The sequence below is a fragment of the Paraburkholderia sp. genome (genome assembly GCF_035948235.1).
Classification (GTDB): Bacteria; Pseudomonadota; Gammaproteobacteria; order Burkholderiales; family Burkholderiaceae; genus Paraburkholderia.
Window position 1 is genome coordinate 1 of the sequence record NZ_DASZJJ010000144.1, and the last position, 12,853, is coordinate 12,853.

Genomic DNA, 12,853 nt, shown 5'->3' on the forward strand with positions numbered 1-12,853 from the left:
GCTTTCGCTGACCTGCATGCCCTGCTTGGCCGCCTTGGCGAGAATCTTGTCGCGGCGCAGGCCCGCGCCGTCGTCGCTCACTTCGATCACGATGTTGCCGCCGTGATGCGCGGCAGACAGCACCAGCTGGCCGGTCGAATCCTTGCCCGCGGCGCGGCGCACTTCCACGGTTTCGATGCCGTGGTCGAGCGAGTTGCGCACGAGGTGGGTGAGCGGGTCGATGATGCGCTCGATCAGGCTCTTGTCGAGTTCGGTCGCCTGACCGAACGTGACCAGCTCCACTTCCTTGCCGAGCTTGGACGCCAGATCGCGCACCAGACGCGGGAAGCGGCTGAACACGTAGTCCATCGGCATCATGCGGATCGACATCACCGCTTCCTGCAGATCGCGCGCGTTGCGCTCGAGCTGCGCCATGCCGTTGAAGAGGCGGTCGTGCAGCGCCGGATCGAAGGTGCTGGTGGTTTCCGCCAGCATCGCCTGCGTGATGACGAGTTCACCCACCAGGTTGATAAGCTGGTCGACCTTCTCCACGCCCACGCGAATCGAGCTGCCTTCCGCTGACGCAGCGGCAGCCGCGCGCGGCTTGCGTTCATGTTCGGCAGCCGCCGGTGCGGCTGCGACCGGTGCGGGCGCGGCAACTGGCGCCGGTGCGGCCACAGCGACCGGTGCAACGGGTGCAGCCACCGCGGCCGGCGCGGGCGGCGCAGCGGCCACGACAGGCGCGGCAACCGGTGCCGGTGCAGCGATGGCAACCGGCGCGGCCACTTCCGCGGCGGGTTCGGCGTCGCCCTGGGGCGCAGCGCCCCGGCCAATCGAAATCTGGCTTTCGTCGATCACGAAGCAGCACACGGCGATGATGTCGTCCGAGGGCACGTCGGTTTCGAGCCACAGCGTCAGGTCGTCGCCGGTCTTCACCTGGCCGAGGATGCGGCCCAGGTTGCCGAGTTCTTCGGCGAGCAGTTCCTGGTCCTTCGCGCCCACACGGCGCAGCGTGATACGCAGATGCGGGCCTTCGGCGGCAGCGCCTGATGTGGGCGCGGCGGGTGCCGCAGGTGCTGCCGGTGCCGCAGCAAGTGCCTCATCGACAACATGCTCGGGCACGCTCGCGCCACCGCTGTTGGTGATGGCGAACGAGGTCGGACGGTGCGCTTCGAATGCGGCTTCGAGGTCCTCTTCCGTATCCATGGCAGGCGCAGGCGCGGCCATCACGGGAGCCGGAATCGGCACGATGGGCGTCGGCGCGGGTGCCGGTGCGGCCATTGCGGCCGGTGCTGCCGCTGCCTCCACGCCGTGGCTTTCCGCGTTCAGACGCTCGAGCTTGGTACGCATGGCGGCCGCCGTCGCCGCGTCGGGCTCGGCGCTCGCGCGGTAGGCCGCGAGCTGGTCGGACAGCACGTCCTTGGTTTCGAGGAACACGTCGACCATGTCGGTGCGCAGCACGATTTCGTTGTTGCGCGCGCGGTCGAGCAGCGATTCGAGCACGTGGGTCGTCTCGGTGAGCGCGGTGAAGCCGAACGTCGCCGCGCCCCCCTTGATCGAGTGCGCCGCGCGGAAGATCGCCGCCAGATCCTCGGGATCGGGCTGACCGACGTTCAGGTTCAGGAGAAGCTGCTCCATCTGCGCGAGCAGCTCGTCCGCCTCGTCGAAAAACGTCTGGTAGAACTGAGTGATGTCGAGAGTCATTGCTCTTTCACCGCAATTGATGCGTGGGGGGCGTGCCGCCGGTTCCGCTTCCGGGTCCTGGTCCATGCACTGCCGTCAGTGCAGGGGCAGGATCTGCGTGCGGTCTACCGCAGCGCGCCTGATGTCATGGTTGCGTTTCGCCGAGAGCGCTCGCCAGATCGACGAGCAGCTCGGGGTCCACCGGTTTTTCGATCCAGCCAGTCGCGCCCGCTTCGCGCACGGCTGCCTTGAAGCCTTCGTCCGACTCCGTGGTCAGCACGAGGATCGGCGTTTCCTGGTAAGACGGGTTGGCGCGCAGCCGCTTGATCAGGTCCAGCCCGCTCATGCGCGGCATGTACAGATCGGTGAGCACGAGGTCGAAGCGCTGCGCGAGCGCATGCTCGAGCCCGTCTTCGCCGTCGTTGGCCGTCGTCACTTCGTAACCCGCCGAACCGAGCGCCGCACACAGGATTTCCCGCATGGACGCCGAATCGTCGATCGCCAGAATATTTCTGATCATCCGTTCCTCGTTCGCGCCTGTTCGTATGTTCGGTCTGCCTGCGCTGCCGCCTTACGGCGCAGTGGGCTTGCCGGGGATGACGGGCGCAATGCCCACCGCCACCGGCGCGAGCTTCACGCCAGCGGGCGCGACCGGCGCCACGCCAGGCGGCGCCTTCGTCACACCCGTTCCCGCCGACGTCGCGGGAGCAGCGGAAGTCGCGGGCGCCCCGCCCGAGATCGCCGGCAGCAGCGACTTGCCCGAGCCCGCGGCATCGTCCGAGAGCGTGGTAGCCGTGGAGTCGTCGTGCTCCAGAGCGTCTTCCGACTTCTTGTTGAGCACGATGATGCTGATCCGGCGGTTTTCCGGATCGAGCGGATCGGCCTTGTTCAGGTTCTGCGTGGAGGCGAGCCCCAGCACGCGCAGCACCTTCGATTCGTCCATGCCGCCTGCGATCAGCTCGCGGCGCGAGGCGTTCGCGCGGTCGGCGGACAGTTCCCAGTTGCTGTAGCCGCTCTCGCCGCCCGCGTACGGCACGGCGTCGGTGTGGCCCTGCACGACGATGCGGTTGGGCACGTCGTTGAGCGTCTTGCCGATCGCCTGCAGGATGTCGCGCATGTACGGCTCGACCACATCGCGCGCTGTCGCGAACATCGGGCGCTTCTGCGAATCGACGATCTCGATGCGCAAGCCCTGCAAGGTCGAATCCACGCGGATCTGCTGCTTGAACTGGCGCAGCACCGGGTTCGCCTCGATCGCGGCCATCAGCTTGACCTGCAGGTCGTGCAGACGCACTTCTTCCTTGCGTTCGAGCGAGCCTTGCTGCTGCTTCGACGCTTCCTCGTCGTTGTGCTTGACGCTTTCGCGGTCGGTGCGCTCGGTCATGCCGTCGCTGCGGCGCGTGATGCCGTCCTGCTGCGAGGAGATGTCGCGGCCGCCGCCCTTCACGATCGACGAATCTTCGGCGCTGCGGTCGCCGCCCCAGAGCGTGACCTTGAGCGGCTGGTTGAAGTAATCGGCGATGCCCTTCAACTGCACCGTCGAGGCCGAGCTGAGCAGCCACATCAGCAGGAAGAACGCCATCATCGCGGTCATGAAGTCCGCGTAGGCCAGCTTCCATGCGCCGCCGTGGTGACCGCCCTTTTTCGGGGCGGCACGCTTGACGACGATCGCGCGATCCTTGTTGTTGCTCATGGCGCGATCCTTACTTCGCCTTCACGCGGCGCACGTGCTCTTCGAGTTCCGAGAAAGACGGGCGCTCGGTCGAGAACAGCACCTTGCGGCCAAACTCCACCGCAATGGCTGGCGCGTAGCCGTTCAGGCTCGCGAGAATCGTCACCTTGATGCACTGGAACATCTTGGTGGACTCGGTCACGCGCTGCTCGGCGAGCGAGGCGAGCGGGCCGATCAGACCGTACGAAAGCAGAATGCCGAGGAAGGTGCCCACCAGCGCCTGGGCGATCATCTCGCCGAGCACGGCCGGCGGCTTGTCGGCCGACGCCATGGTGTGCACCACGCCCATCACCGCCGCGACGATACCGAACGCCGGCATCGCGTCGCCCACCTTCGAAAGCGCATGCGCGGGGGCTTCGCCTTCGGCGTGGTGGGTTTCGATTTCCTCGTCCATGAGGCTTTCGATTTCGAACGCGTTCATGTTGCCGCCCACCATCAGACGCAGGTAGTCGGTGAGGAATTCAACGATGTGATGGTCGGCCAGGATCTTCGGATACTGCGTGAAGATCGGGCTTTTCTGCGGATCGTCGATATCGGCTTCCAGCGTGAGCGTGCCTTCCTTGCGCGCTTTCGCGAGCAGGACATAGAGCAGCGCGAGCAGCTCCATGTAGACCTCTTTGCTGTACTTCGAGCCCTTGAAGAGTGCCGGCAGCACGCGCAGCGTGGCCTTGATCGTCTTCATGCCATTGCCGAGGATGAACGCGCCGAGGCCCGCCCCGGCGATCATCAGCACTTCGACCGGCTGCATAAGAGCGCCAAGGTGGCCGCCCTCCATGGCATAGCCGCCGAAGACGCAAACGAGCGTCACGAGTGTTCCAACGATAATCAGCACAGACGGGTCCTCACTGGAGAAGATTGCGCTGCGGGCCGCCATTGGCCCGCTCCCTTAGTTGGGTTTACGGCACCAGCGCGAAAAACTTTGGGATTGGGTGGGTAGGCGATTCACTTACGCGAAGCGAATCGGGGCCGGGTTGGCGAGCCGCGCCGCGCGGACCTGTCGTGTGGGCGGCAAGTGGTGGCGCACGGGCGGATTCGTCGGGGGAATACGGCGTCAATCTGTCGCCATTTCTATGGATCGAGGCGCACTGGCCTCAACCGCCCGCGCCGGGCAGCGGGGACGCAGGCAAAGAGGCGACGCTGGAAGCATCGGCAGAAAGCGCGGAGCTGCGCCGCGTGCGCCCGGCACGCGACGGCGGCTGGCACAGGCCGCACACGTAGTAGCGCTGCGGTTCGTGTGCATGCGCGACGAAACGCCCGCCGCAACGCGTGCAGCGCGTCATCTGCAGGAGACCCGAGGCGAAGTAGCGCACCAGCGTCCACGCGCGCGTGAGGCTCAAGGCGGGCTCGTCCTCCTGGATGCGCACATGTTCGAGATAGAGCCGGTAGCTCTTCACGATCGCGCGGATCGAGTCGCAGCGGCCCTGGCCGCTCATGAACAGGTAGGTGTTGTAGAACAGCGAGGAATGCACGTTGGGCTGCCACGTCATGAACCAGTCGGTCGAGAACGGCAGCATGCCCTTGGGCGGCGATTCGCCCTTCACTTCCTTGTAAAGGCGGATGAGGCGATCGCGCGACAGCGAGAGTTCCGCTTCGAGCAGTTGCAGCCGCGCACCCAGTTCGATCAGCTCGATCGCAAGCGCAATCTCCTTGACCTCAAGCACCACACTTTTTGTCGCCATCAGGCTCCCGCATCGGCCCCACATCGACCCGCTTTTCTACCTGCTTCATCCGCGCACGGACGCTGGTAAAGACGCGCACGCGGACCGCCACAGCGGGCCGCGCGGCCGCCCGGCGCTCAGCCGATCTGCTCGACGCTCTGGCCGGCCATCAGAATGGCGGAGTGGGTCTGCGCGGATTTGCCCTTGTCGGCGAGTGCGCCCAGGATGGCGTGATCGTCGAAGCGGAAGCGGCAAAGCAGCTGGTTGGATGCAGCAAGACGCGCGGTCTGCGCGAAAGTGAGATTGGCCAGCACGTCGGCGAGCTGCGCCGAGATGCCCATACGGAACATGCCAGTCGGACGGTCCTCGCGCAGCAGTCGTTGTGCGAGCAACAAATACGACAGATTGACTTCCTTGATCTCGCTGAGCATGTCGCTTGGCGTCGTCGCGCTCATGGATTCCCCCGAATTCGAAACGTAGCGGCTGGTCAGGCCTGATACGGAAACGTTTGCCCGCCAGATTGAGTGCGCGATAAGCGCACGGCGAAGCGAACGGCCCGTTTAGTGGTCGTCCCTGCATTGTGGCGAGGGCACTCGCAAAAGAAAATCGGAAGGATGCCGCGACGCGATGCGAGAAAAACTTCCCTTTTCGTGTAGGAATTTTTCTGACAACGGGGAGAAAAGAAAGATGGGAAGCCCATTCATTAATGCCGATGGCATATCAGGCTATTCCTCTGCGGATTATAAAAGGCTTTTCATTGGCGTGTAACGCACTGAAAAGCGTGCCAAAACACAAGGTCTTACAGGGTCGAAACAATTGATCCATTCGGGCATGCGAATTGCGTTTCGTCCCCGGCAGATGCACTCACGTCTTGCAACGGCCGCTTACAGCCGGTGTATCCCGCTGTAACAACTTTAAGCGTTTGCAAAACAACTGGTTACGCAGATTCAGACGTCCATAATCGGAATCAGGGATAACCCGATACCGCAGTCACGGGCAGTGCTGGATTTTCGTTGCCGACACACGCGGTTTTTGCCAAGGAGATCAAGCCCATGCGAATCGCACAAATTGCGCCACTTTACGAAGCCGTCCCGCCGAAACTCTACGGCGGCACCGAGCGAGTCGTGTCCTATCTGACCGAAGCGCTGGTCGATCAGGGTCACGAAGTGACGCTGTTCGCCAGCGGCGATTCGGTTACTTCGGCAAAGCTGGAGGCGGCATGGCCGCGTGCCCTGCGCCTTGACCCGACGATCCGCGACGCCCTGGCGCCGCACATCGTGCTGCTAGAACGCGTGCGCCGCATGGCGCATGAATTCGACGTGCTGCACTTTCACCTCGACTATCTGCCGTTCCCGCTCTTTTCGACGCTCGACACGCCGTTCGTGACGACGCTGCACGGCCGCCTGGATCTGCCGGAACTGCAGCCGGTGTTCGACTCGTTCCCGCAGGCGCCGGTGATTTCGATTTCGGACTCGCAGCGTCAGCCGCTTGGCCAGGCTAACTGGCTCAACACGATCTATCACGGCCTGCCGAAGGATCTGCTCACGCCGCGCACCGACAAAAAGCCCGAATACCTGGCGTTCCTCGGCCGCATCTGTCCGGAAAAGCGCGTGGATACGGCGATCAGGATCGCGGCGCTGTCCGGCCTGCCGCTGAAAATTGCCGCCAAGGTCGACAAGGTCGACCAGGACTACTTCAAGAGCGAGATCGAGCCGCTGCTGTCGATGGCGCACGTGGAGTTCATCGGTGAGATCAACGAGGCGCAAAAGCCCGAATTCCTTTCCGGCGCCAAGGCACTGCTGTTCCCGATCGACTGGTCCGAGCCGTTCGGCCTCGTGATGATCGAGGCGATGGCCTGCGGCACGCCGGTGATCGCGTTCAACCGTGGCTCGGTGCCCGAAGTGATCGATCCGGGCGTCACCGGTTTCATCTGCGAAGATGTCCAGGGCGCGGTGGCCGCGCTTCAGAATATCGATTCGCTTTCGCGTGAAGCGATTCGCGCGCAATTCGAGCGTCGCTTTACTTCGCAGACGATGGCCAGTAATTATGTCGAAAGCTATTCGACATTGATCGAGGCCTCCCAGCGTCCGGTGCTGCGTCGAGTGGCAGCAGGTGCTTAAGATCCGCAATGCCGAATGCAATAAATCCGGCATTCCTGAGATCAAAGCACCACAAACGGGCAATGTGAATCGTTTGCGTACGCTGATATAGCGTAATTACCCGCTGCTAAACCCATTGCTTATAAAAAGAGCCGCATGCTTCATGCGGCTCTTTTTTATCTGGATAAGCGCGACAACCCGCTACCGGAACGCCGCGGCGCCTGACGCATATTCGTCAGGCAATCAGATAGCGCTCGCGATTCTTGCCAGCGATCCATTTGGGCGGCTTGCCGCGTCCGCTCCACGTCGCGCCGGTCTTTGGGTCCTGATAGCGCGGCGGCAGCGGAGCTTTCTTGGGCGGACGTCCGCGCCGGGCGGCAACCGCGACGGCAAAGCCGAGATCCTGGGCCGACAGCCCGTATTCGGCGATCTTCTCGCGGATCATGGTGATGACATCGGCGACTTCGATGCGCCGGGCTTCGTCGGCCTGGGCTTGCAGTCGGGCGATCTGCGCCTTGAGTTCTGAATATTGTGACATTTTTCCCCTCCCCCCTTCATTGTCGAGCTAACTGACTCGATCGCAGATTAGACGTAAATAACGGAATTAGCAATCGCTGCTAATACTGTTTTATCGCGATATTTCTTCAATTAAGGACGCAATGCCGCTTTAAGGAATTCGGAACGCATCCGGCGCAATAATGAGAACAATTACATCAGAATTGACAATCCTTGACACCCGTGCTTTTCGCGACTGCCTAGAATCTGGCATTTCCCGGTGCCGTGCTTTATTCGGCTCCCGTCAAATGACTTTTCGAGGCGTCTAACCATGCACTTATCCAAACGACTTCTGGCCGAAATGTTCGGCACCTTCTGGCTGGTTCTCGGCGGCTGCGGCAGCGCAGTGCTCGCCGCCAATTTCGCCGGGCCCGTTCACGGCCTCGGCATCGGCTTTGTCGGCGTGTCGCTGGCATTCGGCCTGACCGTGCTGACGATGGCGTTCGCCATCGGCCATATTTCGGGCTGCCACCTGAATCCGGCTGTGAGCGTCGGCCTCACTGTCGCGGGGCGCTTTCCGGCGCGTGACCTGCTGCCGTACATCGTCGCGCAGGTGATCGGCGCGGTGATCGGCGCGGCCGTGCTGGCATGCATCGCCACCGGCAAGCCGGGCTTCGACCTCGTGGCAAGCGGCTTCGCCACCAACGGCTACGGCGACCATTCGCCGGGCCACTACACGCTCGCCGCAGCGTTCGTCTGCGAAGTCGTGATGACGGCGTTCTTCCTCTTCGTGATCCTGGGCGCGACCGACGTGCGCGCGCCGGCCGGCTTCGCGCCGATCGCCATTGGCCTGTGCCTCACGCTAATCCATCTGATTTCGATTCCGGTCACCAACACCTCGGTCAACCCGGCGCGCTCGACGGGCCCGGCGTTGTTCGTCGGCGGTGAAGCGATCTCGCAACTGTGGCTGTTCTGGGTCGCGCCGATCATTGGCGCCGTGATCGCGGGCGTGGTGTATCCGCTGGTCGCTGGCCGCCGTGAAGCAGTCGCGGAACTGGCAGCGCGCGTGAAGGCGTAATTTCGCGCGGTATCACGCAATAAGAACGGGCGCTTCGGCGCCCGTTCTTATTTGTGCGCAGGTCGTTGCAGGACCGCCAGCGTGCCGCCGCCGCTCCGACGGGTGCGGCCCCGCTGCTAGAATCGGCGCACCCTCCAACTTCCAGGCAAGGCGCACGGCATGAAGCATTCACGATATTCGCTGGGCCGCTTCACCGTGATGCTCGCGGCGCAACTGTTCGCGGTCTCGGGCGGGTTCCTCGCGGGCGCGAGTGCAGCTCACGCCGCCACGGTTTCAGACAGTTCGAATGTCACGACGCTCATTTTCGTGCGCCATGGCGAAAAGCCCGACGCGGGGCTCGGCCAACTCGACTGCAAAGGCTTGAACCGGGCGCTGGCGTTGCCCGCCGTGATCGCCGCGAAGTACGGCAAACCCGACGCGGTCTACGCGCCGGACCCTGGCGAACAGAAAGACGATCGCGGCCACGCTTACTACTACGTGCGACCGCTTGCGACCGTCGAGCCCACAGCAATCCAGTTCGGACTGCCAATCCAGACGCCGTATGGCCACTCCCACACCGACGCGCTGGAAAAAACGCTGCTCGATCCGTCCTTGCGCGACCGTACGGTGCTGATCGGCTGGGAACACCGCGAAATCGAGACGATGGTGCGCAAGATCGTCGCCGAACATGGCGGATCGGCGTCCGACGTGCCCAAATGGAAAAGCGCGGATTTCGACAGTATTTACGTCGTACGCGTCGACTGGAGCAGCGGCAAACCCGTCGTGCGCTTCAGCCACGATCACGAAGACCTGGATAGCGTGAGCGACGCATGCCCGTGCGCGGGACTTCCGGCGCCCAGGCCGCCCGCCCAGCCATAACGCAGCGCCGGGTCAGCCGGCGATTTCGTCGTCGATCGCAAATAGCTTGCGCAGATGATGCGCGACGCCCGCCTCGAAGTTGTTGCCGATGCGCGGCACCTTGGGCAGACGCTCCATCAGCAGCGGATTCGCATTGTTCATCATGAACGGATGGCCCGCCGTTTCCAGCAGGTCGATGTCGTTCATGTTGTCGCCGAATGCCACGCAACGCGCGGCATCCAGATTGAGGCGATCGAGCACGACACGCAGCGCGCGGCCCTTCGACACGCCTGCGACCATCACCTCCAGGCAATCGGGCAGCGAGTAGGTGATATAGAGCGCGTCGCCGAACTCACGCGTGAGACTCGCCTCGACATGCGCGAGATCGGCCGGCTCGCCGATATAGAGCGCCTTGGCGATGCCCGCGCTGCCAAGCGCGCCGAGATCTTCGGTCACGCGGTACGTGAAGCCCGAGTCCTGATGGAACGCGAGCAGCTCGGGCGCGTCGCGGTCGATGAACCATTCCGTGTCGGTGTAGAGACTCACGATCACGCGGCCATGTTCGCCCACCGTATCCGGCGCGACCAGGCGGCGCACCATCGGCTCGGGCAGATTGCTCGCATGGATCAGCGCGTCGTCGGGACCATGCACGCGCGCGCCGTTCGACGTGATCAAATACGCCGGAATGCCGAGGATGTCGCGAATGCCGGCCACATCGCTGTAATGGCGGCCCGTGGCGATGATGAACTTCAGGCCCTGCGCATCGAGCTTCGTGAGCGTGGCAACCGTGAACGGGTCCAGTTGATGGTCGGCGTTGAGCAGCGTTCCGTCGAGATCGGTGGCGATGACCTTGTACATGACAGTTCAGGCGGTTGGCGGGAAACCGTCAATCCTAGCACCCGGCGACTTCAACCGTGTTTTTGGGATCGTTGGGATCGCGGACGGAATCGCCAGCTGGCGATCACGCGCCGTCAATGCCCTTGCGCTGGCGCTCGCCTTCGCGCCACGCCAGCCGCAAGGCGCCGCTGGCCGAATCCGCGAGCGGCGCACGCAGACGCTCGCGTACGGCTTGCGGCACCCATTCGCGCAGCGGTTGGCCCAAACCGCCAGCTAGCGCCACCGGCAGCGTCGCCGCGGGGTCGAGCGCCGAGATCATGCGCGCGACCGCCTCGCCGGCTTCAGCAAGCAGCTTCGCGACGAACGGATGCTCACGGTGCGCGAGCACCACGGGCGCGAGGCTCGCATAAGCGGTCTGGTTGGCTGCGCACAGCCACACGATCAGGCTGTCGCGATCGGTCGCGCCCGTGTGGGCGAGCAAGGCCTGCGAGAGCGCATCGGGCGCGACGCGTCCATCGAGCGACTGCTGGGCCCAGACGATTGCACGCAGGCCGAACCATGCACCGCTCGCCTCGTCGCCGGACGGAAAACCGAAACCGCCCGCAATATGACACGCTCCCGACGCGTCGAGCGCCGCCGCGATGCTGCCCGTGCCGAGCGCCACGACCACGCCGGGCTCGCCGCCATGCGCGCCGAGCAGCGTCGTATAGGCATCGCTTTCGACCGCGAGTCCCGCCACGGGCGGCGCCGCCGCGCGAAAGGCCGCGAGCCAGTCGGGATTGTTCACCCCCGCAAGGCCGCAGCCGAGCACGCACTGCGACCAGTCAAACGCAACGCCGGCTTGCGCGAATGCGGCGCGCGCGCCTTCTTCGATCGACTGCCAGGCGCGTGCGATGCCGAGCCCCAGCCCCGACGGCCCTGCGCTTGCGCGCGCGAGTTCCTTGCCATGCGCGTCGCCGAGCGCGACGCGCGTGCCCGTGCCGCCGCCGTCAACGCCGATCAACCAGGAATATGTCTGCATGATGTGGAGACTGTGAGAATCATTAAAGATTGAACCGTGCCGCAGAGACTAACGGCTCGACGCCGTTCGCACAATTGGCCGGATGGCCAGGTGGCGGCGCGCGGGCGATCCGTTATTCTTGCGAGGCTCGATTGCGATACCACCAGGAGATTCTCCGTGACACAACGCTGTAGCTGGGCGACAAGCGAAGCCCTCGCGCAATACCACGACCAGGAGTGGGGCGTGCCCTCGCGCGACGACCGGCACCTCTTCGAAATGCTCGTGCTGGAGGGCGCGCAGGCCGGGCTGTCGTGGTCCACGATTCTCAACAAGCGCGAGGGTTATCGGCGTGCCTTTGCTGGTTTCGATATCGACAAGGTCGCGCGCTTCACGCCGAAGCAGGTCGACAAACTCGTGGAAGACGCCTCGATCGTGCGCCACCGCGGCAAGATCGAAGCCGCAATCCTCAACGCACGCGCCGTCCAGCAGATCCAGGCAGAACATGGATCGCTTGCGGCGTTTGTCTGGTCCTTCGTCGACGACACGCCGCTGCAGAGCGATCTGGATTCGTACCTCAACGCGCCCGCATCCACCGAGGTGTCAGACGCGCTGAGCAAGGCGCTCAAGAAGTACGGCTGCAAATTTGTCGGCACGACGATCTGCTATGCGTTCATGCAAGCTGTGGGCATGGTCAACGACCACCAGCGCGACTGCGCCTGCCGCAAAACATGCGCGGCGCTCGGCGGCGTAAAAACGAAAGGCAGAAGCAAGGCAGCGAAGCAAAGCGCCTGAGACAGCACACGGGTCGGGAAAGTCCCAGGCAAGCCGCTTTGCACGGCGCACGCCCTTACGCATCAAGGCGCGGCGCGTTCGACGCCCGGTCGTGCGCGGCGCGGTTCGCGTCGATTTCTCCCCGGTTGGGTGCGCAGCCCAACGGTTTTCCCGCAGCGCGCCGTTATAACTGACAACGGATGCGTCCGGGGCCCCGTCATGACGAGCCGCAACAGGACGCAGGACGGGGAGCACGCCGGAGGGCGTGCGACGGCGCGTCCGGGCAGACCTAACCGCTGTGCCACGCGCAGGGGGCCAACATGAAAAACGTACACTTCCTGAGCCATCAGGAGATCTTCGACCGCGCGGTGGCGCATCTGTTCGGGCAAGGTAGCGCCGCGTTGCTGCCGTGCGGCGGCGGCGCCTATCGAGGCGGCTATAGCGGTGGCGGCCTGCATAACTACGGTGGCTGCCCGGTCGGCAGCTTCATCCGCCCGCGCGACTATATGAGCGCGATGGAAGGCATTCCCGTGCGCTACATCGCGCGCGACGCGGGCGATATCCCCGCGTATATGGATGTGGGGGTCGCCGCGCTCAGAAAGGCCACTGCTGCGCGCCCACGTCAACGTCTACGATCCCAACACCGTCAATCTGCTGAGCTGCCTGCAGAACGTTCACGACGTG

13 protein-coding genes and 1 pseudogene are annotated in these 12,853 nt (G+C 64.1%); 5 read left to right on the forward strand and 9 right to left on the reverse strand.

The features are described 5' to 3' along the window. The 6 genes from VG320_RS12750 to flhD all read right to left on the reverse strand — a co-directional run. Window positions 1-1,683 (reverse strand): Hpt domain-containing protein (locus VG320_RS12750; RefSeq protein ID WP_327200470.1); only part of this gene is annotated, 1,683 nt, incomplete at its 3' end. A 124-nt stretch (window positions 1,684-1,807) separates the two neighbouring features. Then, the gene (locus VG320_RS12755) at window positions 1,808-2,182 is read right to left on the reverse strand and encodes a response regulator (protein WP_167063871.1); all 375 of its coding nucleotides are present in this window, start codon (window positions 2,180-2,182) and stop codon (window positions 1,808-1,810) included. A gap of 51 nt (window positions 2,183-2,233) precedes the next feature. Further along, window positions 2,234-3,355, reverse strand: coding sequence for a flagellar motor protein MotB (gene motB, locus VG320_RS12760; RefSeq protein ID WP_327200471.1), 1,122 nt, complete (start codon window positions 3,353-3,355; stop codon window positions 2,234-2,236). Window positions 3,356-3,365: 10 nt separating this feature from the next. After that, window positions 3,366-4,226, reverse strand: a complete 861-nt coding sequence (gene motA, locus VG320_RS12765; protein ID WP_027816040.1) for a flagellar motor stator protein MotA — start codon at window positions 4,224-4,226, stop codon at window positions 3,366-3,368. A 259-nt stretch (window positions 4,227-4,485) separates the two neighbouring features. Further along, window positions 4,486-5,073: a flagellar transcriptional regulator FlhC gene (flhC, locus tag VG320_RS12770; RefSeq protein ID WP_327200472.1), complete on the reverse strand. Its 588-nt coding sequence runs from the start codon at window positions 5,071-5,073 to the stop codon at window positions 4,486-4,488. 116 nt (window positions 5,074-5,189) lie between these two features. After that, complete coding sequence (flhD, locus tag VG320_RS12775; RefSeq protein WP_327200473.1) at window positions 5,190-5,507, reverse strand: flagellar transcriptional regulator FlhD; 318 nt, start codon at window positions 5,505-5,507, stop codon at window positions 5,190-5,192. 597 nt (window positions 5,508-6,104) lie between these two features. On the opposite strand from flhD, the gene VG320_RS12780 reads away from it, so the two are divergent. Beyond that, the gene (locus tag VG320_RS12780; RefSeq protein ID WP_327200474.1) at window positions 6,105-7,172 is read left to right on the forward strand and encodes a glycosyltransferase family 4 protein; all 1,068 of its coding nucleotides are present in this window, start codon (window positions 6,105-6,107) and stop codon (window positions 7,170-7,172) included. Between the two features lie 214 nt (window positions 7,173-7,386). Here VG320_RS12780 and VG320_RS12785 read toward each other — a convergent pair whose 3' ends face one another. Continuing rightward, a complete protein-coding gene (locus VG320_RS12785) occupies window positions 7,387-7,689 on the reverse strand; it encodes an H-NS histone family protein (protein ID WP_327200475.1) in 303 nt (100 codons plus the stop codon). A gap of 288 nt (window positions 7,690-7,977) precedes the next feature. Here VG320_RS12785 and aqpZ point away from each other — a divergent pair, with 288 nt between their 5' ends. Continuing rightward, entirely contained in the window at window positions 7,978-8,724 is a 747-nt protein-coding gene (gene aqpZ / locus VG320_RS12790; RefSeq protein WP_327200476.1) for an aquaporin Z, read from the forward strand. Window positions 8,725-8,883: 159 nt separating this feature from the next. Further along, window positions 8,884-9,582, forward strand: coding sequence for a histidine phosphatase family protein (locus VG320_RS12795; protein WP_327200477.1), 699 nt, complete (start codon window positions 8,884-8,886; stop codon window positions 9,580-9,582). A 12-nt stretch (window positions 9,583-9,594) separates the two neighbouring features. Here the strand turns inward: VG320_RS12795 and VG320_RS12800 are convergent, their stop codons facing one another. Continuing rightward, window positions 9,595-10,419 (reverse strand): Cof-type HAD-IIB family hydrolase, encoded by an 825-nt coding sequence (locus VG320_RS12800; RefSeq protein WP_327200478.1) that lies wholly within the window; start codon window positions 10,417-10,419, stop codon window positions 9,595-9,597. 103 nt (window positions 10,420-10,522) lie between these two features. Next, entirely contained in the window at window positions 10,523-11,419 is an 897-nt protein-coding gene (locus VG320_RS12805) for a BadF/BadG/BcrA/BcrD ATPase family protein (RefSeq protein WP_327200479.1), read from the reverse strand. A 156-nt stretch (window positions 11,420-11,575) separates the two neighbouring features. On the opposite strand from VG320_RS12805, the gene VG320_RS12810 reads away from it, so the two are divergent. Beyond that, entirely contained in the window at window positions 11,576-12,190 is a 615-nt protein-coding gene (locus VG320_RS12810; protein WP_327200480.1) for a DNA-3-methyladenine glycosylase I, read from the forward strand. 299 nt (window positions 12,191-12,489) lie between these two features. Next, a pseudogene (locus VG320_RS12815) lies at window positions 12,490-12,853 on the forward strand (hypothetical protein); the annotation flags it as partial.